Source organism: Asticcacaulis sp. DW145, assembly GCF_037101385.1.
In the GTDB taxonomy this organism is placed as follows: Bacteria; Pseudomonadota; Alphaproteobacteria; order Caulobacterales; family Caulobacteraceae; genus Asticcacaulis; species Asticcacaulis currens.
In genome coordinates, this window is the sequence record NZ_AP029024.1 from 2,219,705 (window position 1) to 2,244,314 (window position 24,610).

20 protein-coding genes are annotated in these 24,610 nt (G+C 57.5%); 17 read left to right on the forward strand and 3 right to left on the reverse strand.

Annotated elements, in window-relative coordinates; all coding sequences use genetic code 11:
* Window positions 1-112 precede the first annotated feature (112 nt).
* The 12 genes from AACH73_RS10210 to AACH73_RS10265 all read left to right on the forward strand — a co-directional run bounded on the left by AACH73_RS10210 (window position 113) and on the right by AACH73_RS10265 (window position 11,581).
* Complete coding sequence (locus tag AACH73_RS10210) at window positions 113-1,420, forward strand: TROVE domain-containing protein (RefSeq protein ID WP_338734812.1); 1,308 nt, start codon at window positions 113-115, stop codon at window positions 1,418-1,420.
* A gap of 4 nt (window positions 1,421-1,424) precedes the next feature.
* Window positions 1,425-1,655, forward strand: a complete 231-nt coding sequence (locus tag AACH73_RS10215) for a hypothetical protein (protein ID WP_338734813.1) — start codon at window positions 1,425-1,427, stop codon at window positions 1,653-1,655.
* Between the two features lie 32 nt (window positions 1,656-1,687).
* Entirely contained in the window at window positions 1,688-2,914 is a 1,227-nt protein-coding gene (locus AACH73_RS10220; RefSeq protein WP_338734814.1) for an RtcB family protein, read from the forward strand.
* 634 nt (window positions 2,915-3,548) lie between these two features.
* Window positions 3,549-3,998 (forward strand): hypothetical protein, encoded by a 450-nt coding sequence (locus tag AACH73_RS10225; protein WP_338734815.1) that lies wholly within the window; start codon window positions 3,549-3,551, stop codon window positions 3,996-3,998.
* Entirely contained in the window at window positions 3,998-6,202 is a 2,205-nt protein-coding gene (locus tag AACH73_RS10230; protein ID WP_338734816.1) for an EAL domain-containing protein, read from the forward strand. The genes AACH73_RS10225 and AACH73_RS10230 overlap by 1 nt, the downstream gene beginning before the upstream one ends.
* A complete protein-coding gene (locus AACH73_RS10235; RefSeq protein ID WP_338734817.1) occupies window positions 6,199-7,437 on the forward strand; it encodes a hypothetical protein in 1,239 nt (412 codons plus the stop codon). The genes AACH73_RS10230 and AACH73_RS10235 overlap by 4 nt, the downstream gene beginning before the upstream one ends.
* 248 nt (window positions 7,438-7,685) lie before the next feature.
* Entirely contained in the window at window positions 7,686-7,883 is a 198-nt protein-coding gene (locus tag AACH73_RS10240) for a hypothetical protein (RefSeq protein WP_338734818.1), read from the forward strand.
* An 11-nt stretch (window positions 7,884-7,894) separates the two neighbouring features.
* Window positions 7,895-8,773, forward strand: coding sequence for an SPFH domain-containing protein (locus tag AACH73_RS10245; protein WP_272739501.1), 879 nt, complete (start codon window positions 7,895-7,897; stop codon window positions 8,771-8,773).
* A gap of 923 nt (window positions 8,774-9,696) precedes the next feature.
* The gene (locus tag AACH73_RS10250; RefSeq protein ID WP_338734819.1) at window positions 9,697-9,900 is read left to right on the forward strand and encodes a cold-shock protein; all 204 of its coding nucleotides are present in this window, start codon (window positions 9,697-9,699) and stop codon (window positions 9,898-9,900) included.
* 105 nt (window positions 9,901-10,005) lie between these two features.
* Window positions 10,006-10,686 (forward strand): SOS response-associated peptidase family protein, encoded by a 681-nt coding sequence (locus AACH73_RS10255; RefSeq protein ID WP_338734820.1) that lies wholly within the window; start codon window positions 10,006-10,008, stop codon window positions 10,684-10,686.
* Entirely contained in the window at window positions 10,686-11,306 is a 621-nt protein-coding gene (locus tag AACH73_RS10260) for a hypothetical protein (RefSeq protein ID WP_338734821.1), read from the forward strand. The genes AACH73_RS10255 and AACH73_RS10260 overlap by 1 nt, the downstream gene beginning before the upstream one ends.
* Before the next feature lie 56 nt (window positions 11,307-11,362).
* The gene (locus AACH73_RS10265) at window positions 11,363-11,581 is read left to right on the forward strand and encodes a hypothetical protein (protein ID WP_338734822.1); all 219 of its coding nucleotides are present in this window, start codon (window positions 11,363-11,365) and stop codon (window positions 11,579-11,581) included.
* Window positions 11,582-12,165: 584 nt separating this feature from the next.
* On the opposite strand, the gene AACH73_RS10270 is transcribed toward AACH73_RS10265, so the two are convergent.
* The 3 genes from AACH73_RS10270 to AACH73_RS10280 form a co-directional block, all read right to left on the reverse strand.
* The gene (locus AACH73_RS10270; RefSeq protein ID WP_338734823.1) at window positions 12,166-13,785 is read right to left on the reverse strand and encodes an MFS transporter; all 1,620 of its coding nucleotides are present in this window, start codon (window positions 13,783-13,785) and stop codon (window positions 12,166-12,168) included.
* A gap of 139 nt (window positions 13,786-13,924) precedes the next feature.
* A complete protein-coding gene (locus AACH73_RS10275) occupies window positions 13,925-15,121 on the reverse strand; it encodes a glycoside hydrolase family 88 protein (protein WP_338734824.1) in 1,197 nt (398 codons plus the stop codon).
* 23 nt (window positions 15,122-15,144) lie between these two features.
* A complete protein-coding gene (locus AACH73_RS10280; RefSeq protein ID WP_338734825.1) occupies window positions 15,145-19,053 on the reverse strand; it encodes a beta-galactosidase in 3,909 nt (1,302 codons plus the stop codon).
* Between the two features lie 194 nt (window positions 19,054-19,247).
* On the opposite strand from AACH73_RS10280, the gene AACH73_RS10285 reads away from it, so the two are divergent.
* The 5 genes from AACH73_RS10285 (at window position 19,248) to AACH73_RS10305 (ending at window position 24,414) form a co-directional block, all read left to right on the forward strand.
* Window positions 19,248-20,582: a rhamnogalacturonan acetylesterase gene (locus AACH73_RS10285; RefSeq protein ID WP_338734826.1), complete on the forward strand. Its 1,335-nt coding sequence runs from the start codon at window positions 19,248-19,250 to the stop codon at window positions 20,580-20,582.
* Between the two features lie 9 nt (window positions 20,583-20,591).
* Window positions 20,592-20,909, forward strand: a complete 318-nt coding sequence (rhaM, locus tag AACH73_RS10290; RefSeq protein ID WP_338734827.1) for an L-rhamnose mutarotase — start codon at window positions 20,592-20,594, stop codon at window positions 20,907-20,909.
* A 479-nt stretch (window positions 20,910-21,388) separates the two neighbouring features.
* Entirely contained in the window at window positions 21,389-21,706 is a 318-nt protein-coding gene (locus AACH73_RS10295) for a helix-turn-helix transcriptional regulator (protein ID WP_338734828.1), read from the forward strand.
* Window positions 21,703-22,959 (forward strand): HipA domain-containing protein, encoded by a 1,257-nt coding sequence (locus AACH73_RS10300; RefSeq protein ID WP_338734829.1) that lies wholly within the window; start codon window positions 21,703-21,705, stop codon window positions 22,957-22,959. Before AACH73_RS10295 ends, AACH73_RS10300 begins: the two co-directional genes overlap by 4 nt.
* Window positions 22,960-23,145: 186 nt before the next feature.
* Window positions 23,146-24,414 (forward strand): tetratricopeptide repeat protein, encoded by a 1,269-nt coding sequence (locus tag AACH73_RS10305; protein ID WP_338734830.1) that lies wholly within the window; start codon window positions 23,146-23,148, stop codon window positions 24,412-24,414.
* The last annotated feature ends 196 nt before the right edge of the window (window positions 24,415-24,610 follow it).

The window sequence follows — 24,610 nt, forward strand, 5'->3', positions numbered from 1 at the left end:
GCGACCTTGTCGCCCCAACCCCAGTGCCATTCATGCGCAGCGCTCGTCAGACAGTCGGTCTGACGAACTATGCTCTGCGCTCAACATCAAACGATGCAGAGAAGGTGCGGTCATGAGACTGAACATTTTCCAAAAGCGCCCCCGCATCACGCATGAGGGGGCCCCCGCCGCGATTTTATCGGCAGAGCAGAGGTTGCGCCGGTCGGTGCTGTCTTGCCTTCTGTGGGAAGACGCGTTTTACGAAGACGGTGAAAGCATAGCCGAGCGGATCTACACGCTGGCGCTTGAAGTCGAGGCGAACAGGGTCGGTGCTCTGGCCGTTGAGGCCCGTGAACAGATGAAGCTGCGTCACGCGCCGCTGATCCTGCTTTGCGCGCTCATAAAGGCGGGCGGCCCCTTAGTCGCCCCTACCATTGAGCGGGTAGTCCAGCGGGCCGACGAATTGTCGGAGCTTGTCGCCACCTATTGGCGTGACGGCAAAAAGCCCCTGTCGAAACAGATGAAGCTCGGCCTTGCCCGTGCCTTTACGAAGTTCGACGCCTATGCATTGGCCAAGTACGATCGTGCCGGGCCGGTGCGGCTCAGGGACGTTCTGTTCCTGTCGCACGCCAAACCAAAAGACGAGGCTCAGGCGGAACTCTGGAAGCAGCTAGCCGCCGGGAGCCTGACGGCTCCCGATACGTGGGAGGTGGCGCTGTCGGGCGGAGCGAGCAAGGCGGAAACCTTCACGCGCCTTTTAAGCGAGCGCAAGCTCGGTTATCTGGCCCTGTTGCGGAACCTGCGCAACATGGATCAGGCAGGTGTCGACGAAGACCTCGTAAAGGCGGCCATTCTGGCTCGTCGCGGGGCCGATCGCGTGCTGCCGTTCCGCTATATAGCGGCGGCGCGGGGGGCGCCCCGGTTCGAGCCCTGGCTTGATCAGGCGCTGAGCGAGACGATCCTTGAGCAACCTGTCTTCACCGGCCGCACGATCGTACTGGTGGACGTGTCGGGTTCGATGGATGGCCGTTTGTCGGCGAAGTCTGATCTCACGCGGATGGACGCGGCGGCGACGCTGGCGGCCATCATTCCGGGGGAGGTGCGTGTCTTCACCTTCTCTAACGGCGTGGTCGAGGTTCCGCCCCGGCGCGGTATGGCCGGTGTCGATGCGATCATCCGGTCGCAGAGCCACGGCGGTACGGAACTGGGCAAGGCAGTGACAAAGATCAACGGCATCAAACATGACCGGCTGATCGTCATCACCGACGAGCAGAGCTCCGACCGGGTGCCGCAACCCGTGGCGAAACAGGCCTACATGATCAATGTGGCCTCTTATCGCAACGGCGTTGGCTATGGCGGTGCATGGACGCACATCGACGGATTTTCCGAGAATGTGTTGAGCTATATTCGCGAGCGGGAACAGCTCGTGAAGGGGGCTTAAGTCCATGTCGGCGGAGGAACTGAGGATCGCGGCCATTTTGCTCTTTGGCGAGCGCGGCTGGCAGTCGCGCTTATCCGAGGCGCTAAATGTCGATCGTTCATCGGTTTCCCGCTGGTTCGCCGGCCTGCCGGTTCCCGGCCCCGTCACAGCGGCGGTAAGGGCCTGGCTCAAACTCTACGAACTGACCGGCGAGACACCCTACGAGCTCGCCGGTCTCATCGATCCTAAAAAATAGGGGGCATAGCCCCCGGAGAGGGGGTTATCCCTATGCAAGTTTTCGAAGGGGCCCGCGGGGGCCTGATTAAGGCATGGATTGACGGCGTCGCCGTTGAAGATCAGGCGCGCGCGCAGCTCGATAACATCGCCGCCATGCCGTTCATCCACAAGCACGTGGCTATCATGCCTGACGTTCACTGGGGCATGGGCGCGACCATCGGCTCGGTCATTCCGACCAAGGGCGCGATCATCCCGGCAGCGGTCGGGGTTGATCTCGGCTGCGGCATGATGGCGGTTCGAACCACACTTAAGGCGTCTGATCTGCCCGATAACCTGTCGGGGCTGCGTTCAGCCATTGAAGCGCGCATTCCGCACGGGCGCACCGACAACGGCGGTGTAAACGATCGGGGCGCGTGGGGTGAAGCGCCAGCTTCGGCCAATGCGGAATTCTCGAAGCTTTCAGACGAGCTCAAAAAGATCGTCGAAAAGCACCCGAAGATTTCGCAAGCGGCGAACCGGGCGCAAACCCACCTTGGGACGCTGGGCACAGGCAACCACTTTGTGGAGGTTTGTCTCGATGAAACCGAGGCTGTCTGGATCATGCTGCACTCCGGCTCACGCGGCATCGGCAACCGGATCGGTTCGTATTTTATCGAGCGCGCCAAGCACGAGATGAAGCGCTGGTTCATCAACCTGCCGGACGAGGATCTCGCCTATCTGGCGGAGGGTTCGGACCTTTTTGGCGACTATATGGGTGCCGTTTCCTGGGCGCAGCGCTTTGCACGTACGAACCGCGAGCTCATGATGACAGCGGCGCTTGAGGCGCTGTCGGTGACGGTCCCCAAACGCTTCACCTGCGACTGTGAAGCGGTGAACTGCCACCACAACTATGTGGCTCACGAGCGCCATTTCGGTTCAGATGTACTGGTGACCCGCAAGGGCGCCGTACGTATCACACCGGAAACGCTTGGCATTATACCGGGCTCGATGGGGGCACGATCCTTCATTGTACGCGGTATCGCCGGAGAGGGCATGACGCAGTCCCTGTGCTCGTGTTCACACGGAGCGGGCCGGGCGATGTCACGCGCAGAAGCCAAGCGGCGCTTCTCACTGGAGGACCATGCCCTGGCCACGCGGGGCGTAGAATGCCGTAAGGACGCCGACGTTATTGATGAGACGCCTGCCGCTTATAAGGATATCGACGCGGTTATGAAAGCGCAGTCCGACCACGTCGAAATCGTGCACACACTTAAGCAGGTTGTGTGCGTGAAGGGCTAATAAGAGACGCTATCAGAATGGGTGAGCGGGGTTGCCGTCTTCGGCCTTCGTCTATCGATAAAGATAGCGCCTCTTTGACTTTTTGCGCTGTCGCTTGTCCCGCTTTGAAAAAAGCGCGAGCCCTTGCGACATCCACTTAATGAAAAAAAGCACGATAACGATCCGATACAGGTAAGCTCAACAAACCCGGCAGCGTGCATAAAATATGCCAGTACACTGAGGGGGGCCTCACTTAACGTCGCGTCGGAACGAAGTCCACTCTAAAACGGGATCGCCCCAATTAAGGTCATGGTTTTAAAGAGGGGTTTGTCGCCGTTCTGCTGCATGGAAGTGCCAAAACGCAAACGCGGCGGATCCCGGAAGGGACCGATTTCGGGATGAAACCCATGGCACCTTTTCGCACTCGTATCAAAGGAGACCAGCCATTAATCATGTTTTCAGCGCCTGTTGATAGTCTGGGCGGATGAAAACGGCTCTAACGGTAATCGGTTCACTTCTCTGCGCGACCCCGGTCGTCGCGGCAGACCTGCGTGTCTCAATTACGGACACATCGGGAAAGCCCGTCAGAGATGCGGTCGTAACCTATGAGCCGGCGGCAGGCAGCGCGCCTGTCGGCATCAAAGCGCCCTATGTCATGGCACAGCGTGACATGAACTTTACACCCTACGTTCTGGTGGTACCGGCCGGGGCAACCGTTTCGTTTCCTAATCAGGACGCTGTAAGCCACCACGTCTATTCGTTTTCCCCGGCGCGCAAATTTCAGCTGCCGCTTTACGGCGGCGGGCTATCGCGCAGCCTCACCTTCCCGACCGCCGGGACGGTTGCTATTGGCTGCAATATCCACGATTCAATGCAAGCCTATATCCGGGTGATCGACACAGCGTTTTATGCCCAAACCGATGAGAAGGGCGTGGTCACCCTGACTAATCTCCCTAACGGTGCTGGCGATCTTGTTATCTGGCATCCTATGAGTAGCGCTAAGGGCGGGGAAACCCACCTTCCCCTTAACGTTCAGGGCCCCATAAAGCCGATCAGCGTTCAGCTCAAGATCCGCCGCATGGCTCACGCCGGGGGCGGCTACTGATGGTCCGAAAGCTCAGTACACGCCTGACGGTAGTCTATGGCGGGCTCTTTGGACTTGCCCTGTGCCTGATAGGCCCCCTCACCTACACGGCGGTCCGCTCCTATGCCCGCGAGAGCGTGCAAAACGAAATGAGCGCGACGGCGGCGGTTTTTGACCGGCTGTGGAAGGTCAAGTCAGACACGCTGCAGACCAATGCCGAGCTATTGTCGCGCGACTTTGGCTTTATCTCTGCCATGGCCACCGATGACCGCTCAACCGTCGCCTCAGCCTTTGCCAATCTACGCCAGCGCGTCAACGCGGACACGGGCCTGGTCCTGACCTCCGACGGCCAGCTTCTGGCGGGAGATGACACCTTAGCGAAAGGCGTCGAGGCCCTTCTTGCCGAGAGCGACACGCTTGACACCCAAACCGGTGTCGTTGCCCTTGGCGATGGTTTCTATAACGTTGTGGCCGCCCCGGTGCTCGCCCCGGATCTTAAGGGATGGATCGTTTTTGCGTCGCGCCTTGATCGCAAGGCCATGGCTGATCTTGAAGCGCTTTCCGCTATTCCCCTGCACGCAATGGTGTCAGCCGGTGACGCGGAGGAGGCGGCTCAGACGATCACCGCGAACACGCCCCTTCCGACCCTTGATACCCGCCATCAGGTGGTGTTGCGTCTTTCCTACCCTGTAGCGAAGGCGCTCGACGCCTATAAGCCTCTTCTCAATCTTCTGTTGGCCATCGGCGTTTTAAGCCTCATGGCGGTCGTTGCTGCCAGTCTCGTGCTGGCGCGTCATCTGACAAAGCCTGTGACCGCACTTATTGAGGCAACGGCCGCGCTGCGCGACGGACGCGCTACTCAGGTGGAGGTTAAGGGCGAGGACGAAATGGCCCAGCTCGCGGCGACCTTCAACGATATGGCGGTGTCAATTAAAGAGCGGGAAAGCGATATCCGTCACCTCGCCACTCACGAGATTGCCACAGGCATGCCGAACTCGAAAGCGGCTGAGGCCTATCTGAGTGAGACCACGCCGGCCATTCTGATCTGCGTTGGTCTGCAACACTATGGGCACCTGCGCGCCGTGTGGGGCGCAGGGCCCGCCCATGCCGCCATGCGGGCCTTAAGTCACGCGGTGTCCACAAACCTACCCGAGGCGTTCGTGGCCAGAACCGGGCCTGACGAGCTTTTAATCGTGAGCCAGAGCGAGATTGACCTCGACGCGCTCCTAAAAGACCTCAATCGTCGCCACGATATTGGCGAGCAAAGTCTTGATCTGATCGCAAGGCTCGGCCTCTATTATCCGCACACTGACGTTCTGCCACCCACAGCGGCTATAGAGCGTGCCCGCATCGCCCTTGACCAGGCCAGAAGCGGCAAACAGCCTTTTGCGGTCTACTCAGCCGAAACCCACGCCGACATGGCCGATGCGCTTCGCCTGACTGACGAGTTGCACAGTGCCATCACAGCCGGGGTATTGAGCGTCCACTACCAGCCAAAATACAATTATCGCACCCAGACCCTGTCTGGCCTTGAAGCGCTTGTTCGCTGGAACCATCCGCAAAGGGGCATGGTGTCGCCCCAGCGTTTTGTAACGCTCGCCGAAGAAGCGGGGTACATTCCGGATCTCACCCGACATGTCTTAAAAACGGTTCTGGCGGATCAGAAGACGCTTAGCGCAAGCGGCTTTGACGTCGATATCAGCGTGAACTACTCCGGACGACTTTTAAGCGACGACGTCTTTAATGCCGAAACCCTTTCCATGTGTCAGGCGCATCCTGGTCGTATCTGTCTTGAGATCACCGAAACGGCCGTTATCGAAGATCCGGACACGGGCCTGAAGGCCATCGATCGTTTCTGCGCGGCAGGTATTGAGATCTCAATTGACGACTTTGGGACGGGTCTGTCTTCTTTATCCTATCTGAAAATGATCCCGGCGCACGAACTGAAGATTGATCGGGCGTTTATCAGCGAAATTGAACAGGGACAACGCGACGCGCTTCTTGTCCGCTCAACGATCGAGCTTGCCCACAGTCTGGGGATGAAAGTCACGGCGGAGGGAGTTGAAACCCCGACCTCACTGGCCATTCTGGCGGCAATGGGTTGTGATATGGCGCAAGGTTATGGCATCGCCCGCCCAATGCCTCTGGACGCGCTTCTTGCGCACCTGACGAGCTTTGACGCGCGTTCGCTTGGCGAACCCAAAATGGAATTGCGTGCCTCATGAAGCGTCTCCTTTTTGCTTGCCTGTGCCTTTTTCCAGGACTGGCGAAAGCCCAGACCACCCTCTTCTCGGCTGAAACGCTCAGAGGCTGGGTGGATGTGCGCGCGGTCGCGACAAACGGCGAGACGAGCTGGCTGCACAAGCGCGCGTACGGGAAGACCCGCTATGGGGGCGAGACAGGCGGCCGGCTCGCCGAAGCGGCCCTTATCTGGACGCCGCGCTTCAGCGAGACCGTAACCGGCTATATTCAGGTCGTCCACGTCCCTGAGCTTGGTCATGAGACGGGGATCAATGAGGCCTATCTAAAATGGCGACCGGTACCAAAATCGGCATTGCGCCTTTCCGCACGCCTTGGCCAGATGTACCCGCCCGTCTCCATGGAACATGAGGGCGTGGGGTGGACGACCACTCACACGGTGACGCCTTCGGCGATTAACAGCTGGATTGCCGAAGAGGTTCTGGTCCAGGGCCTGGAGTTAAGCCTTAGGCAAAGCTATTCCCAGCAGCAGGTGGGGGCCACACTGGGCGTCTTTAGAGGCAACGATACCTCCGGCACCTTATTGTCCTATCGCGGCTGGGCCCTGCACGATATTCGCTCAACGACGACGGCTAAACTGCCCCTTCCCCACGGCAACGCTGGCTGGTCGCGCATCTTCCGGTCACAAGCGCCCTTTACGAAGCCCGCCAAGGAAGTTGATGACCGCCAGGGTTATTATGCGCGCCTCGACTGGCGCCCGCCTGTGCCCCTGGCCTTGAATGCCACCTATTACAACACGCACGGGAACCCGACGGATTTTGATCACGGGCAGTATGGGTGGGCGACACGCTTCTTCAATTTTGGTGCAAAGTACGAACCCAGCGCGCAGATCGAGATCCTGTCCCAGCTGATGGTTGGAAACACGAAGTGGGGACGCATGCGCGCCGATGGTGTGCGCGCTGTCGATATGGATTTTCGTTCCGCCTATCTCATGGCGTCACATATATCGCCAAAGGGAACGCGCCTGACTGCGCGCATTGAGCACTTTGAGACTGAGGATTATTCCAATCCGCTCATCGATAACAACAACGAGACGGGGCAGGCTCTGACACTTGCCTGGATGCGCCCGATAAACGCGCATCTTGACCTTAATCTCGAATGGTTGGCGGTCAGCTCAAAGCGGCCATCGCGCCTTTACCAGGGACTTGACCCGCAATCCTCTCAGAGCCAGTTGCAGCTCGATCTGAAGATGAAGTACTGAGGACAGAGGGCCGCCTGCCCGCTCTCAGTCAAGATTTGACTACGCCTTCACCCATAAAAGTACGCACGGATTTAGGCCATCCACCGAGGGAATCGCGAGTGCGGGGAGGTCACGTCGTGTCTGCCGAAAAGCGGCTGCGCACTACCACAGCGAGCACCCGTCATTTCCGGATACTGGATTTAACACTCTCCAAAATCCATTGACGCCCTCTCCAAAAGTGATATCACTTTGATATAGTTCCGGAGGGTATGATGACCGATGAAGAGCGCCCCGTAAGTGCCCTTGTTTCGCAAGGCTGGGAAGTTGTGAGCTATTCGACGAGTGTGGAGGGGGCTGAGGGCAGCAGGCAGTCTGTCCTTCTGCGCAAGCAAAAGCAGCACAAGATCATCCGGTTTCGACCGAAGATGCTGGGTAAGGGATACGTCGTGAAAGAGATGGACGTTTAGGAGGAAGAGACATGGATACCGGACAAGCGATTAATCGGACGCAGGATAAGATGGGAGGCGGCAATGGCGGCTGGAGCTGGCTTCTGCTCGTCTTTCTCCTCACGCTCGGTGCTATTGCGGCGATCGTTACCCTGGGACGCGCAGGTCTGATCGTTACCATCCCCTGTGCCGTCATAGCGGCCCTCATTCTCTGCGGGTTTTATACACTGCAGCCCAATCAGGCGGCGGTTGTTATCCTCTTTGGTGACTATAAGGGGACTGATCGGGTCACGGGATTGCGCTGGGTTCCGTTTTGGTATGAGCGCAAGAAGGTTTCGCTTCGGGTCAGAAACGTGACCAGTGAGGCCCTGAAAGTGAACGACCAGCGGGGTAATCCCATTGAGATTGCCGCCAATGTGGTCTGGCGGGTATCTGACTCGGCACGCGCCCTGTTCGACGTCGATGACTATGCGGTGTTCGTAAACATTCAGATTGAAACCGCACTTAGAGAAACGGCTCGCCAATATGCCTATGACCATGGCGAGGATGGCCAGCCTACGCTGCGCGATGATGCGGAGATCGTCGGACAAAGACTGCGCTCAGATCTTCAGTCCCGCGTCGACGTCGCCGGCGTCACGATCGACGAGACACACCTTATGCACCTCGCCTATGCCCCGGAAATTGCGGGCTCTATGCTGAAGCGTCAGCAGGCCGAGGCCGTCATTGCTGCCCGTCAGAAGATCGTAGCCGGCGCTGTCGGCATGGTGGAGCAGGCGCTTGACCAGCTGTCTTCGCGTGGCGTGGTGGACTTAGATGAAGAGCGAAAGGCTGCGATGGTCTCTAACCTTCTGGTTGTTCTGTGTGCGGATCGTGAGGCACAGCCGGTTGTTAACACAGGCACGCTTTACTAGCCGTGGCGTCGCCTTCGAAAAAATCATACCTCTTGCGTGTGCCGCCGGACGTGATGGATGCCGTCGAGAGATTGGCGGCATCCGAACTTCGCTCAACCAATGCCCAGCTTGAAGTTCTGATTCGCGAAGCGTTAGCCAGACGGGGCATTAAACTCGCAGCCGGGAAAAGGCGTTCATCAATTGGTCCGCGCCCTGAACCCGATTAAACCTTATACGACTGATCTGAGCGCGAGCCCTGTGTTCATTGCTAAAAGGCGAAATCGTTAGGATGATGTCGGCTTTAAACCTTGCTCCCGAGCGCGGCAAACCCCCGCTTGAAAGCCCACCACATAGTAGCTTTCCCCGGGCGGCAATACCGGGGTTGCGGGGGGCACTGGCCTGCCATAGGCCTTCACATGGAGCCAGCCCGCCCTAAATCCCATATGGTATTCGTCATCGCGCTTCATGCAGTCTCCCTAAGCGAGACGATGACAGCAACGACAGTCACGCACAAATGCCAGTTAGGTGATGAGTGGCCCCAGAGGTCGCTCATGACCTGAAAATCTCTCATGGGATTGGGCCTCTCATTTGGCAAGGATCACACACGCCAACGATATAAACCTATGGCGCCGCCAAGACGCCTGAGACGGCCAAGGATGCAGGGGGCGAAGCACCCCATTCTCAACGATAAAATTGAGATGTTTTATTGCAAATGTTTCATTATTTGAAAGCCAAATAAATAAAAAGACCATATTGATAAAATAAAAATTACTGCATTCGAAAAATAATATTATGCGCATGCATTGATTTGTGATAAATTAGCACATCGAAACAACATTTTGTTTGGCCTGAACGCCGCAGTCGGCCCTCTTCCCATGCATTTTTATTTTCGAATGGCTCACACTGAGCCTGATCTTGCACATCTCAATGCAGAGGAGGCCAGCATGGCTTTGGGTACGGTTAAATGGTTCAACGCCGTGAAAGGCTTTGGTTTCATCCAGCCTGAAGACGGGGGCACGGATGTATTCGTTCATGTGTCTGCCGTTGAGAGCGCGGGTATGCGTTCGCTCAATGAAGGCCAGCGGATAAACTACGAACTTCAGCTCGATAGGGGTCGGTCGTCTGCAATAAACCTTCAAATCGACTAGCTATCCCGAAAAGCCCGGCTAACCGCCGGGCTTTGTTTTTAGGGATACCCGCATGTCCACGCCTGAAGCGGCCGCTGACGACCAAACCCAAAAGGAAGCCCAACTATGTCACGCTTAAATCAAACCCCGAGGTCGATGCCAGGCAGGGCCGCAAGTGAAGTGCGTTTTGAACCTGATCGAGACCTGACCGCCTTTGCTGAGGCCCTCAATTTTGAGCCCCAACGGGCGCGCGCTTTGTCAGGAATTGGGCAAACAGCCACCACGCCCATCGTCATCATGTCACCCGATCGACAGCGTTTTCAAAGCGTGGATGCCCAATGGGGTCTCGTACCACGCTGGCATGATGGCAGCCTGAAAAACTGGTCAAGCAATCGCCGGTGGACCCCCATTGAAGAGGTGACAGTTGACGATCCCAACGACGTGCAATGGCTCCACTACCACTGCCTCGTGCCCATTAAAGGCTTTAGTCTCCTTTCATTTGACGGAAAGCATGTGGTTAGCGCGAGTTCAAGTACGCTTGCACCCATGGCTGCAGCAGGACTTTGGAGACAATATCGCCAGGGCTGTTGTGACGTCACGAGCTTCACGGTTCTAACCCGCGCAGTGCCCCACAGTCTGGCGGCTTTTCCTGAGCAGGAACCGATCTTGCTGGGTGAGGCTGACTGGTGGGCCTGGCTTGTGCATCAATCGCTTGACGATCTTCAGTCCAGCCAGTCTGGCGAACCGCAACATTTCCAACTCAGCGCAACCCAGCCCGCTTTCAAGCTCATTGAAGGCCGTCAGTGATGACCATCGCGTCGCTTGCCTTCCACGACGACATGACGACGATCGCAGATCTCGTGGACATGGTGCTCATTCAGCCCTCAGAGCCCAAGCGCATTGATGCGCACCGCCTGGCCCTCGCGCAGACGCTTGAGCCGCTCATTCTCAACAGACTTACCCTTGAAAAAGGGGAAGTCATGGCCTTTCGCAAGTTTATTGATCGCCACCTTCCCGTCCTTAAGGACACAGAGGATCGGGCGAGCGTCACAGCGCTCTACGTCGTCGCAGGCGCGCTTGCGCGAACAGACCCGTTCGAATTTAAGCGTTTCCTTAGCAGGCCGCCCTCCGTCGGCCAACTGGAGGGAATGTGGCGACTTCTGGGGTACCTTGTGCAGCTCTATGATACGTCAGAAAGCTATCGGCCTGAGATTGGCCGCCAGATTGTGAACATGGTATTTGGCCCGATCGAAAAGGCTGGCAATGCCAACGATCTTCGTCACACCACCGCGTACGTGGCCAAACAGCTACAGATGCTGAAATGGACCGGTCCTGACTGTCAGATAACTGAACTTGCACTCATGGGGGTGTTGATGGCCTCCCGTCGCAGTCTACGGGAGTTTCGCCGCCACCTCGCCCGAGCCTGAGCTTAACCCCAAAACAATCCTCCGCGCCTTCTCATCCCCCGAAAGGACTAAAGGCTATGCTCGACCACAACGACCGGCTATCCCTGCTTGAAAAAACGCAACGACGTCTGCGGGTTTCAAAAAACAAACTCACCGCAATCATGACGGAAAAAGAGCGCAGCGACATCCTTGCCGAGGTGTCCGATTGTGTCAGCGATCTCATCGAGTTAGGCGAAGAGGCACCGGGCGATGAGCGCGCAAAGCGCACCCCAGGGCGAAGAGCCTTCAGTGTCTAGAACAGGCTAACGCCGACACGCCTAACCAAGTGCCGCTGAGATTGAGAAGGCCTTCGTGTATCGAGTTGGCCGGCAGGATCAATAAACAAACCAAACACCTGACAAGCGATTCTTGGAAACAGATGGCGCAAAGCGCCGATCGTCCTCTGTGAAGGCTGATCTGCCGGACCACCCGCTCAGTATCTAATTGTCGTAATAAGAGCGTTTTGACGTGCGCCGGCGAGGCCTTGGCAAACTGAAGAGCCAGGCGAGCATACAGGCGATACCCCAGGTGAACGAGGCAAACCATCCTTGAAAGCGTTTAAGGGCGTACATCCGAGCTCCGGCCCGGATCTATCTCCGGCGGGCTGACCGGGTGGGGGCAATATCCAAGGCTATGCCATTCGCAGAAGGAAAACGGCCACCTTGCAAGACGGCTCTCTGTTTGCGCGTTTGATCGTAAATAAGCGATACTTGCGTCACCGTCAGGGGGCAGCATGGCTGCCTATCCCCCAATAACTTGCCTCTAATCCGTCAGCGCCAGCGCTTTAGTCAAAAAAACCCCCGCCTTTTCCAGCGGGGGAGTCTCAGACGATAGCCTGCACTTACCGTTTGGTTGGCTTACGCCCCCAGAGGTGCTCATACTTAAAGCCCGTAAGGTCTTCGACAATGGCCTTGTTTTCGGGGCTCTCTGGCTCGGTCTCCCCGGCACGCAGACGCTCCACTTCATGTACGAGAACAGTGTGCGATCGCACATTGAGCCCGAAACGCCAGGATATGAGCATACCGAGCACCATAACCAAAATGGGGCCGCCGATCAAAAGCAGTACAATCGTATGTATCGCTTCGGGCGATTGTTGAACAAGCTGCGCCTGATCTTTTGGCTGAGGTACATAGCCGCCCTGATTGATGATCCAGCCGGTGACGACGATGGCGCCCGATTGCGCCACCTTGCGCACAAGGGTCATGACGCCTGCGAAAATACCTTCACGGCGCTGGCCGGTCACCGCCTCATCAATATCCGGAAGGTAGTTATAGACCGACCATGGAACAAAATTGAGGGTACCGCGGCCGAGACCCGCAAGAATGATCGGGACAAACAACCAGAAAATCACCCCGAGGTTCGACTGACTAAAGGCGGAGAAGAGGTCGCCATTTATGCCGTTTAACCCTGAGGCAAAGCCTGCCGGGCTCGTCAGATAAAAGGTCAGGAACAAAATAAGGGAGGCGGCCACAAAACTGATCGCGATCCGGTAAGCGAGCGTCGGGCCGGTTTTGATCACAACCTGTATGGCGATCATCACGGAAACGAGCTGCGCGATATACATCAGCGTCATCATCCCTGAGATCAGGGTGGTCGTTTCAGACTTTGTAAAGACGGTCCCCGCGGCCAGGACGGTGGCCACAAAGATCGGAAACGCGGTGTTGAAGATGTCCTGCGACAGGTAGCCGCCCAGGTAGATCGACAGATGCTGACGAAACGCGCGCAGTTTAAGCGTCGAGAAGAGATCCCGGAACATGTTGAAGGGGATCATCAGTGCGGTAGTCGCATCCAGCGGCTGCGGCTTCACGCGCTTTTCTTCCTCAGTGTAGGGGCGCTCCCAGGAGAAGATAACGACCAGGATGACGACGAGAGAAAACAAAACGCCGAATATGGCGGCCATGATGAGGAAGGTATTGGCCGAGTTTGCCCCGCCAAAATTATCGATGATGAATTTCGGGAGGTAGGAGGCGAGGATGGCTGAAGACTGCGCGATAATCATGCGCGCGCCGGCAAACTTGGCCTTTTCCTTATAATCCTTGGTCATCTCCGCAGCCAGCGTCTCCCAGGGTATGAGAAACATCGTGTATAGAAACTCAAAGAAGATGAAGGTGATAAGGTAGTACCAGAAGGTTTGCCCTGTGACAAAGATCAGCGCAAACGACGGCAATAGCGGGATGGTGATCAGCAGAAATATCTTTCGGCGGCCAATTTTGCGACCAACCCAGGTGTGACGCAAATTGTCAGAGATATAGCCGATTAAGGGGCAGGTAATGGCCTCAAGCAAGCGCGGGAGGCCGAGGATCAGACCGGCTTCAACGGCCGTCAGACTGCAGAAGGTCGTAAAGAAGTAGAACAGCCACCCCGTGATGACGGCCTGCGCCCCGGCGCCCAGCATATCGCCCGATCCCCAGCCCCAGTAGTTCAGCCAGCCTGGCTTACGCACCATTGCCGTTTGCGCCATTTTGTTCACTCCCAAAATCTCTCTCCCAGGGGTTCACCGCGTGGGAATGCAGGGCTTAAAGGCGGCCCTGGCGCCTGATCTTACGGATTAAAGCGGAGCGTCTTTCGCGCTTCGCCTGAAGCGGCGCGCGAAAGACGTCTCAGATAAAGCGGTAGAGGAACTCACCCATGGTCAACAGCGCCATTGCCTGGCCAAACGGCATAGAGGTGAGCGGAATATCTTTATATTCCTGAATGGTGTTGAAGACCGGCGTTCCAAACGAGACCTGGGTAAGCTCGCCCGCGCTATTGATGTGAGCGCGCACCGCCTTGGCACCGGCGATCCCCACAGCCTCGTATTCGCGCGAAATATAGCCCTTGCGCACGGCCTTTAAGATGCCATAGGCGAAACCGGCGGAGGCGGCTGCTTCTTCGTAGGAGGTCTCGTCATCGAGAATGGTGCGCCAAAGACCCGACGGCGCCTGCAGCTTAGCGAGCGCCTTGACCTGCGCTTCCAGCGTTTCAATGAGGAACATGCGAAACGCATCATCTTTGGGCAGGTTCAGAAGTTCGATAAATTCCGGAATAACGATCGTCACCCAGGAGTTACCGCGCCCCCAAAGCGCGTTTGCGAAGTTATGTCGCCCGTCAAAGGTCCAGCCGTGGAACCACAGGCCGGTCTTTCGATCGGTCAGATACTTGATGTGGATGAGAAACTGACGTTTGGCTTCTTCGACATAATGAGGACGGTTGAGAAGAAGTCCGATCTTGGCCAGCGGCACGACCGACATCATGAGGGTGTCATCCCACAGCTGCTGGTTATTGACGCTGTTATAAACGATGTGCTGGAAGCCGCCTTCTTCCGTACGCGGAAGATCGTTATAAACCCACTCGGCCCAGACATCGAGATAGGGCAGATAGCGACGATCGCCGGTTCTCTCAAAAAGATAGGCGAGCGTAAGGAAGGGCGCGACCGTATTGATATTGCGCGACGGCGAGCCTTCTTTAAACCGGTCCTCGAACCAGTTGATCATGATGTCCCAGGCTTTTTTATCGCCCGTCATCTCCCAGACCTTATACATGCCGTAAAGACCGATGCCCTGGGTCCATTCAAAGCCGTGCCAGGCCTTGGTATCGATGACGCGGCCATCGGTGAGACGCAGCAAAAACTCGCCCGAGGTGTCTTCAATATGGATAAGATTATCGATCAAAAGATCGATGGCCCGGCGATAGTCATCACGGTCGGCGTCAAGTGCGGCCGACTGATGCTGCAAAAGCGGATCGATATTGAACGGATCGGTCGGCTTTAGAATTTGATTATTCGTATTAACGGGCTTTTTGAAGATCTGAGCGGTCATAGGGCGTAACTCTGAGAGGATACTTAGCGTTGGAGTTTATTGGGAGCGGGCATGATTTCCAATGGAACGCCGCCACGGCTTGTACGCAGGTTGACAAGCTGGACGGGCTCCAGCGCATTTTCCGGCTTCCCATCGGTCGTCACCGCGAGCGCGATGGTGTTTTCACCGTTAGGGTTGAGGATCCCCGGCGGGATAACGAAGGTTCTCTGCGGACCAATGTGCGCGATAAACTGGCCCATGTTCCAGCCATTGACGAAGATCAGGGCGCGGTTTTCACGGTCAGAGCGGGGGGTGGTTGTATCGCCGAAGGCAAGGCCTAACTGAACATCATGTCCCTTCGGCAGATCAAGCCTGAACTGCGTGCGAAGCCAGTAGGTCCCAGGTGCCGGTGGCGCATCCGTCTGGCGCGCATCTTGCCAGCCGTCCAGCTTCCCGGGCAGATACCAGCCTTCGCGCTCACCATAAAGGCCGCCATTGTTCATGGGGCCGCGCACGAGGTCGGCGATCTGTTCGCCCCCCTTGTTGCCCTGTAGGCGCCATTCGATCGGCACAGCAAAGCGTCGACCGGCGCGCGTGGTCAGGGAGGCCGAGATCAGGCCCCTGGCTTCGCGATGGGCGTCATCGGCCATCAGATCCCAGTTATGGGAGTTGTTGCGGACCATGACCGAGATCACGTGCTCACCAGGGGTGAGCTTATCGAGCTTGAATTTGACGCTGTCCGTCGTTTCAGGAAACTGACGGCCGGTATCGTGCTCGTGCTGACCGATGTATTTGCCATCGACCCAGACCTGAATCATTCCGGCGCCACCGGCTCCATAGAAGAGTTCAAGCTGATCTGCGGTCTGATCGGTGATCTGAACGCGCCCACGATACCAGACATCACCGTGATGGAACCCGTAGTCGCTCATGCTGAGCGTGGGCTGGCCGCGCTCGGTTGTCGTCCAGGTCTGGGCGGCTGTGGGGCGATTATCGGCCTTGATCCACTGGCTGTCATCAAAGCCGGGGTTGGCTTCAACACTGTCTGCACGGCGCGTCCACTGCAGGGACGCCAGATCGGGCAGGGTGACCTTTTCTGGGCGCGGCAGGGGCTGATCGCTGAACAGGCTGCCGTCACTTTGCGGGCTCACGGCGACGACCTCTCCGTTGAACCTGACGGACTTAATGGATTTGGGTCCCCAGATGGTGAGCGCTGATTCCGTCTGGGTATCGCCGGTCAGATTAAGCTCACCTGCAGCAATCCTTGCCTCGCGCACGAGGGCCGCCGTCATTTGCAGGACCGGCCCCTCGGAGGTCTCCTGACGCCAGAAGTTAAAGCTCGTGGGCTCGTCTGCGATCAGGAGCAAAAGGGGCGCACGACCGCCTTCGCTGATACGCAGGCGAATGAGGCCACTATGGGTGTAGCTGAGTTTCAGGTCGCCGGTTTTCGCATCAAAGGTCGAGGAGACCTGGCCGGAAAGAACCTCGACCTTTGGCGCTTTCGAAAAGCGCAGCACCGTCTCTGCGGCTTCCCCCACGCGGCCCTGCAGCAGCGCAATGTCTTCGGCTTCATTGCGAAGGTGCGTCTGAAGCTCTGAACTGGAATAGACGAGGTGCTGGCGCTCCATGTCATAGGCGGCCAGAAGCATCTTGGCATCCTGGCCGTTGACGCGAACGGGGATCTTATAGGTGCCGTCTTTCGTCGTCAGTTCAAAGGTGGCACTGTCATCGCTTAACGCATCTGAGGGATTGTGGACAGCGAACAGAATATGGGTTTTCAGCGTCGGATTGACGTTGTGATAAATCTTGATCTTGTCGTTCGAGCTTTTGAGGGGATCGCCCTTGTCCATTTCTGCGAGCACCGCTTCGGCCGCCTGGACAAACATACCCTGCTGCTTCAGCGCATAGGCTTTCTCACGAAGGCCCCGGTCTTCGGAAATAGCCGCTCCGTAGTCGTAGGACGTATAGACCACAGGCCCCGCCAGCCAGCCCCACGACGTACCCCCAAAGGTCATATAGATATTGTGGATCGTGATGCGGTTAATCAGGTTCGTGCCGTAAAAGACGCGCTGATACCCCTTCCCCTGACGCTTAGCCGTGCATTCGTAGGTGCCGTTCGATCCCCAGTAGTCAAACCAGCCACCGCCGAGCTCTGCGGCAAAGCCGGGCGTTTTGGGCGAAGACAATGACCCGATCTTGGGCGGCGTCGTTCCATATATGCCCCAGTCCGGCGCCTTATTGGGACCTGAGGGGTCGGCATGAACATTACATGTGCCGCCAGGATAGCCATCAAAGGCATAGAGGTCTGTCGGTCCGGGATTCGCCCACGGCGCTGTCGAATCCTTTGGGGTCCAGTCGGGAAGGCGACCCGCCGCATTGTGGAAGAAGGGCACGCTGATACCGTCTGCGCGCGCTTTTCTGGCCAGATGCTCCATCTGACGCACGTGCTTGGGCTCGACCTTACCGAGCTCGTTTTCAAGCTGATAGGCGATGACCGTGCCCGTGCCATTGGTAATCTGATGGCGAGCGATGATGGCATTAATCTGGGTCATCCACTCATCTGTGGCCGCCAGAAACAGCGGGTCGTCCGTACGAGCCTCGGCGCGCTGACGCAACAGCCAGCCAGGGAACCCTCCCCCGGTCAGTTCCGCATTCACATAGGGCCCGGTTCGGGCAATGACGTACATGCCCTCTTCTTCGGCGATCTCAAGGGCGCGTTCGATATTGCGCACGCCGGTAAAATCGTAAACGCCAGGTGCGGGCGAGTGGTATCCCCAGTCAAAGTAGAAGGCGACGCCATTAAAGCCCGCGGCCTTCATCTTCTGGAGCACATCGCGCCACAGGGAGGGATTTGGCAAACGGAAGGGGTGGACTTCGCCTGACCAGACCATGATACGCTTGCCGTCTACCATCAGGGAGTGTTCGTCCCAGGTCACAGACTTAGGCGATGCCTTGGGCTTTGTCGCTTGCGCGAAAGCCTTTGGGTCTTCTGAGAGGACAGTGAAGTGACGAACGACACCGGAGACGCCGCCCACTTCCTTCTTTGGCGTCCAGGTTTTGAAGGCGTCGTGGCTGTCGGAATACCAGTAGCGCTTGGTTATGTAGTCGTCGAAATAGATGCGCCAGCCCCCATCCGGCAGCTTTACAAGCGCCTGGCCCTCGCGCCAGTTCCCCCAGCCCGCCCAATCGCCCTTCTTTTCAATCTTCCAGGGCCCGTAAAGGGACTTTGATGTCGCCAGTTCAATAAACTTCGTCGTCTCGTTCTTGACGAAGGCACTGTATCCGCGCGCGGTCGACACAATAAAGGTATCGATGAAATTACCCTGCAGTCCCTGCAAAGGTTTCGGCGCAGACCATTGCGAGAAATCCGCGTTGGGCTCCAGGATATAGGCGCCAAACGGGCCTTTGGTGCCGCCTTTTGACAAGGAGACGACAATCTTAAGGCTCCCATCCTTGTCGCGGAACCACTCCGGCGCCCAGGTATTGGTGACACCCTCAAGAGAGACTTTAACCTCAGACACCAGCTCCCAGCTTTTCAGGTCCTTTGAGCGGGTAATACCAAACGTGTCTCCGTCCCAGTTGGTCGTATAGACAACGTAGTAGTAGCCATCACTGTGGCGAATGATGGAGGGGTCGCGCAACAAGCCTTTTGAGGGGGTGTAGACCTCCGAGCCCAGGGTTTTAAAGGTGACCCCATCCGACGAGGTAAAGAGGCTGAGCGTATTTTGCGACGTGGCCATAAAGGCCGACATGAGGAAAACGTTCTGAGATTTTGCCGCTTCACTGGCCGCCTGAGCCTGACGCTGCGCATCCGAGCCCTGAGGTATACCCAGCTCCTGCGCCGAGGCGCCCGCCGCGAAAACGAGCGAGGCAGCGGCGAAAAGACCGATGTGCGAAACACGCGAAAGGGCTGCCATGCGGATGGGGTTCCGGCGCAGCGGTTTCTGGTTGGGCATATGGGGTCCTCTGTTGGGGTTCCTCTGTAACAGTAAGGCGGCCGCGATCTTCGGATCGGCAGGTCTTAAACGCCCGCGCAACGACGGCCAGCCTCAGCTGGTGCGTTAAGATGACATTGACGGGGGGCCATATCAATGAAAAAATATCACAAACGAGCACATAAGGGCCAGTTATGATCAGGAAAAACGCCATTATGATCAAAACCGATCAGGGAAATGAGACTCGCGCCCGCTTGAGCGCGCTGGCTGCCGGGGTCACCCTTCTGCTCGTGACCTTTCCCGTTTACGCCCAAAGCCCGGCCCCGGAGACGATATTGAGCCCTCTGCCCCATCGCTTTCTCCTGACCCCTGGTCTTCAGCTCAGCGAGGGCAGTGTCGCTGTAACGCCTGACATGACTTATGAGGCGAGCCGCGGCTATGGCTTCACTAACACACCAAACGGCAATGAGACGGCGCTCGCGGTCAGGGCGGGGCCGGGGGATTATCGAGTACGCGTGACGCTTGGTTCAAAGCTTGCGGTAAGCCGCACGAGCCTGTGGGCGGAGGACCGCCGCCTGATGCTGGCGCCCGTGGTCCTCAAAAAGGGCGAGATTAGGACGGTTGAGTTTACCGTAAACGTCCGCGACGCCTCGGTGGTTACGTCGGAACAGGATGCCAAGGGTAAGGCCCCGAAAGTGGGATTAAGAGGCGACGAAGACATTGGACGCACGTGGGATGACCGTCTGACGATTGCCTTTTCCGGTCCCGCCCCTTCCGTGCAAAGCGTTGAGGTCACAAAGGTCTCAGCGCGGCGCGTTCTGATAGCGGGGGATTCCACCGTTACGGATCAGGCCGGCACCGACTACGCTTCGTGGGGACAGATGCTGCCGCGCTTTTTATCAAATGACATATCGGTCGCCAACCACGCCCGTTCCGGTGAGACCATGAAGTCGTTTGTGACCAGCCTGCGCTGGGATAAGCTCTTAAGCGACCTGCGCGCGGGCGACGTCGTTCTGATGCAGTTTGGTCATAACGACCAGAAAAAGCAATGGCCGCGCACCTATGTGGATGCCGAGAAAGCCTATCCGGCCTGGCTTAAGGCTTTTGCGGCCGATGTGGAGGCAAAAGGCGCAAAGGTCGTCCTTATCTCCCCGGTCTCTCGCCGCTCTTTTGAGGGGGGCAAGATTACGAACACGCTCGCCGGCTATGATGACGCGGTGCGTAAGGTGGCGGGCGAACTTGGTGTTCCCTTCATAGATCTCACGGCGCGGACAAGGACGCTTTATGAGGCCCTGGGCCCTGATCTTAGTCCGCTCGCCTTCGGTAACAGCGGACAGGATAAAACGCATCACAATGCCTACGGCGCCTATCAGATCGCAAACTATGTGGCGCAAGTTCTGACGGACCCGCAATCAGGTCTCGGACTTAGGCCCGCCGCCGACTTTAAAGCGTTTGATCCGTCTCATCCGCCCGACCCCAGAGCCTACGACCTCACCCCTGCCGACTGGCCGATCATGCGCGAAGCCCCGGCAAAGATTTCAGGCAATTAAGGAAACACCATGACGCAGATACATGCCTTCAAGATGCAGCTAAAACCCGGGTTTGAAGCCGAATATCAAAAGCGACACGACGAGATCTGGCCGGAACTGTCTGACCTTCTGCATGAGGCGGGCGTATCCGATTACTCCATCTTCCTTGACACAGAGACGCTGACCCTGTTCGGGGTTCTGCGTCGCACAGACACTCATAAAATGGACGACCTGCCAAAGCACCCGGTGATGCAGAAATGGTGGGCCTTTATGGCCGACATCATGGAGACAAACGCCGACAATTCGCCGGTGGCAAAGGATCTTAAGCCCGTCTTCTATATGGCCTGACCTGAAGCTTAGGCATTCCTCACCCATGTAAGTCTTCGAAGTCATAAAGGATTTACATGGGTGAAACCAAAAGATCTGGCTTGAGGGCAAACGCGTTGGCCACCATAGGTATCATTACGGTGGTCACGACAAAGCATACAATCAATACCCAGAAGACGACACGTCTACGCGCTTCGGGCCATGCTGCCCAACCTCCCTCGCAAGATCTTCGGCGCACAGGGTCTCGAAGACATCTGAAAATCTCACGCTCATCTCACACGTCCTGACGGCCACCCAATGCAGACAAAAGACGGTGAACCGGAGCGGAACCACTTAAATCCAGAACAAACGCACCGCTGAATGTCGGATAAAGATAAAGGGCCCTGACCAAAAGGGAGAATGATCGGCATTGATAAAATCTGCAGGTTTCCCTCAAAGTTTAATGATCAAATAAGATCATTATAATTGCAATTTCCCGATCTATAGCTCATATATGAACAATGCTAAAGACAGCAGAAGAATTGAGGATCGAGCTCGCTCACCGGATCAGGGACCGGCGGCTGGCCCTTGGCTGGACACAGAAAGATACCGCTACACGTTCTGGCATCGCCTACATGACCTGGCGACGGCTCGAAACGGAGGGAAACGCCTCGATTTCGGATCTCGTCAGGGCTGCCATTGCGTTGCGCTGTGAAGACGAACTGGAGCGCCTCTTCCCTATCCCTGCAGCAACCTCCATGGACGCCCTTCTCGCTCAACAGGCCAAAGCAGAGCCCGCTAAGCGCCGCCGCGCCCCCAATCGGAAGAAGGCGCCATGACCCTTTCGCCGGGCACGCCTCTGGATGTCAGATTCCGCTTTGATGAAGAGAGCGAAGCTTTGCCAGTCGCCCGCCTCGCGATGGAAGATGGCCGCGCACAGCTTGAATGGGCACAGGCGCTGCTCGTAAGTGGTCTTGCGCCCTCTCCTTTGCTTTACCCTCCCGAGCCCGGTTTACATGCCGCCCGAAGCCGTGAGTTTGAGGGGCTGCACGGTTTTCTTGCCGAAAGCCTGCCCGAAGCCTGGGGTCAGCTTGTGTTGCGACGACGTCTGGCGCGTCTTGGCGTCCGTTTCGAAACCCTAAGCAGTCCTGATCGCCTTTCCCTGGTCGGAGACAGTGGTCGGGGCGCTCTGACCTACCGGCCCGCAACCACGCCACCGGCCGAAGATAAAGATCTTGATCTTGACCGGCTACAGGCGGAAGCCACCGCCGTGATCCTCGGAGAGGACACGGACCTTATAGACACGCTGGCCGCACTTGCGGGAGGCTCCGGCGGGGCAAGACCCAAGGTACACGTGGGCTTTGGCGCGGAGGGTCGAATTTCGGTTTCTGACAGTGAGACCGCCGCGGGACATGAGGCCTGGATCGTCAAGTTTCGCGCGCCACAGGACCCTGTCGATATCGGCCCCATTGAAGCCGCCTATGCCGACATGGCCATTCAGGCAGGTCTCACAATGAGCGCGCACCGCCTGTTGCCGGCACGGCAAGGACCGGGTTATTTCGCTACCCGCCGTTTTGACCGGCCGGAGGCCGGACAGCGACTTCATATGATATCTCTTGGCGGGGCGCTCGAAATTCCCTGGCGCACCCCTTCGAGCTATGACACCCTTCTGCGCGCCACTCTTGCCATTACCCGTCATGCCAGCGATGTCGAAAGCGCCTTTCGCCGCATGGTCTTCAACATTCTGGCCTGCAATCGCGACGACCACGTTCGTCAGCACAGCTTCCTCATGGACAGACATGGGCAGTGGCGCCTATCCTCTGCCTATGACCTTACGTTTTCCACGGGGCCCGGCGGCGAACACTATCTTGATGTCGAAGGCGAAGGCCGCAACCCGGCTCGCAGCCACGTGATGGCGCTTGCCAAACGCCATGGCTTGTCAACTACCGCTGTCTCCCGCCTCATTGATGAGGTGAGATGCGCTATAGCCGACTGGCCACTTCATGCAGCGCAAGCCGGCGTGACAAGGGCATCAAAAACGGAAATCACCGCCGCCCATAAAGCCGTGGAGGCTTGTTTCTTTGCGACCTGAAGGTACAGAAGCCAGTATCGCCCGCCTCTGAAAACTGCGTTACATTTCGATTGTGCCCGGCCCTTTGAAAGGTTAGCTATACGCCGAGACCAGAAATGATTTGGGGTGGGACTTATGAGGCGTTCGGGGCGTCTTGACGGCTGGAAGTCTATTGCCGCCCACTTTGGGCGTGATCGGACGACCGTCATGCGCTGGGCGCAACAGCGTGGGTTACCCGTTAAGCGAATACCCGGCGGCAAGGTCGGCACCGTCTACGCCCTGGCTGAGGAGCTTGATGCGTGGGCGGCAAGCCAGGGAAGACTTGAAGATGACCCTCAAACGAGCTCCCCCGAGGGGCTCGTGTCGGAAAAGAAGTCTGCGCCCGCGTTCTCCCTGAAATGGGCCCTAGTGGGGGCACTGGCTTTGCTCGTTATCCTCGCGGCACTCACCTACGGCGTCCTGAGTTTCAGCTCGGATAAGACCTCAGCGGCACTCAAGCTGCCCGCTGACCCGGCACTCGCCCAAACCTATCTGGATGCGAGGGATTCGTGGGCACAACGCACACCGCAATCTCTTGAGCGGGCCCAGACGCTTCTGCAGACCCTCACGCAAAAAGAACCGAGCTTTGCTCCGGCCTGGTCGGCGCTGGCCGATGTTTATCTGTTGCGGCATGAGTTTGGCGGGCTTGACGAAAAAAGTGCTTTTGAAAAGGCTGAAATCGCAGCCCTTGAGGCCAGACGCCTTGACGCGTCACTGGCGGCGGCACATCGCGCGATCGGATTTGTTCAGTACTGGTGGCACGATGATCCGGCTTCCGCCGGAAAATCGTTCCGTGAGGCGCTGCGGTTGTCACCAGATGATCCGCAAACGCATTTCTGGTTCGGGACATTGCTTTCCGACAATGGACAACATGTGGAAGCGATCCGCGAACTGAAAAAAGCCCGTCTTTTAGAGCCCGGTTCGCGCGCCATTCAAACGGAGATGGCATGGGCCCAGTGGGCGGCCGGCAATGACACCCAGGCCCGCCAGGACCTCGGGAAGCTGTTAGAAGAAAATGCGACCTTTGCCTTGATCTATGACTGCACGAGCGAGGTCAAACTCGCTGATGGCGACTACTTGGGTTACGTCAATGATCTGACTGAATTTGCCCGACTGACAGAGGATCAGGCCCTGATGCGCCATGCGCAACGCCTGCGCGCCGCCTCAAAGAGCGGCATTCAGGCCGTTCAGTCGGAAATGATGGCCGCGGCCATGGGTGAGCTTAAAGGCGGGGACAGGCGAAAGCACGTCTGGGCCGTGTTTCTCGCCTCTGTCGCGCAAGACCGCGCCCAGACGGTGAGCCTTTTAAGGGAGGCGACGCGCCGAAAAGAGTCGTGGGGGGATGCGGCGCGTACCGGACGCATTTTGAGGCTTTGGGCAGGAGATGCGCAGATCACGGCGCTCGTTGAGCGCCTTACCGCGAGACCGGACGCTTAACCCCAGATTACGACCTTTTTGCACGGCACATTTCAGCCGTTTGCAACAGTTTGCGACATCGTCAAAGCAAGGCACTTGCGCCTTACTTCTTCCTGTTCACGCCTGAAGCCAAAAGCGGCTCAGACGGGGGATGACGGGGAGAACAGCAGTGCGAGCAATCTGGACGCGCCGAACAATCTTAAGCCTTGGCGCGCTT

Bases quoted from the DNA above. Each gene is read 5' to 3' on its own strand.
- AACH73_RS10210 (WP_338734812.1), top strand. From the start codon at position 113: ATGAGACTGAACATTTTCCAAAAGCGCCCCCGCATCACGCATGAGGGG.
- AACH73_RS10215 (WP_338734813.1), top strand. From the start codon at position 1,425: ATGTCGGCGGAGGAACTGAGGATCGCGGCCATTTTGCTCTTTGGCGAG.
- AACH73_RS10220 (WP_338734814.1), top strand. From the start codon at position 1,688: ATGCAAGTTTTCGAAGGGGCCCGCGGGGGCCTGATTAAGGCATGGATT.
- AACH73_RS10225 (WP_338734815.1), top strand. From the start codon at position 3,549: ATGGCACAGCGTGACATGAACTTTACACCCTACGTTCTGGTGGTACCG.
- AACH73_RS10230 (WP_338734816.1), top strand. From the start codon at position 3,998: ATGGTCCGAAAGCTCAGTACACGCCTGACGGTAGTCTATGGCGGGCTC.
- AACH73_RS10235 (WP_338734817.1), top strand. From the start codon at position 6,199: ATGAAGCGTCTCCTTTTTGCTTGCCTGTGCCTTTTTCCAGGACTGGCG.
- AACH73_RS10240 (WP_338734818.1), top strand. From the start codon at position 7,686: ATGATGACCGATGAAGAGCGCCCCGTAAGTGCCCTTGTTTCGCAAGGC.
- AACH73_RS10245 (WP_272739501.1), top strand. From the start codon at position 7,895: ATGGATACCGGACAAGCGATTAATCGGACGCAGGATAAGATGGGAGGC.
- AACH73_RS10250 (WP_338734819.1), top strand. From the start codon at position 9,697: ATGGCTTTGGGTACGGTTAAATGGTTCAACGCCGTGAAAGGCTTTGGT.
- AACH73_RS10255 (WP_338734820.1), top strand. From the start codon at position 10,006: ATGTCACGCTTAAATCAAACCCCGAGGTCGATGCCAGGCAGGGCCGCA.
- AACH73_RS10260 (WP_338734821.1), top strand. From the start codon at position 10,686: ATGACCATCGCGTCGCTTGCCTTCCACGACGACATGACGACGATCGCA.
- AACH73_RS10265 (WP_338734822.1), top strand. From the start codon at position 11,363: ATGCTCGACCACAACGACCGGCTATCCCTGCTTGAAAAAACGCAACGA.
- AACH73_RS10270 (WP_338734823.1), bottom strand. From the start codon at position 13,785: ATGGCGCAAACGGCAATGGTGCGTAAGCCAGGCTGGCTGAACTACTGG.
- AACH73_RS10275 (WP_338734824.1), bottom strand. From the start codon at position 15,121: ATGACCGCTCAGATCTTCAAAAAGCCCGTTAATACGAATAATCAAATT.
- AACH73_RS10280 (WP_338734825.1), bottom strand. From the start codon at position 19,053: ATGCCCAACCAGAAACCGCTGCGCCGGAACCCCATCCGCATGGCAGCC.
- AACH73_RS10285 (WP_338734826.1), top strand. From the start codon at position 19,248: ATGATCAAAACCGATCAGGGAAATGAGACTCGCGCCCGCTTGAGCGCG.
- rhaM (WP_338734827.1), top strand. From the start codon at position 20,592: ATGACGCAGATACATGCCTTCAAGATGCAGCTAAAACCCGGGTTTGAA.
- AACH73_RS10295 (WP_338734828.1), top strand. From the start codon at position 21,389: ATGCTAAAGACAGCAGAAGAATTGAGGATCGAGCTCGCTCACCGGATC.
- AACH73_RS10300 (WP_338734829.1), top strand. From the start codon at position 21,703: ATGACCCTTTCGCCGGGCACGCCTCTGGATGTCAGATTCCGCTTTGAT.
- AACH73_RS10305 (WP_338734830.1), top strand. From the start codon at position 23,146: ATGCGCTGGGCGCAACAGCGTGGGTTACCCGTTAAGCGAATACCCGGC.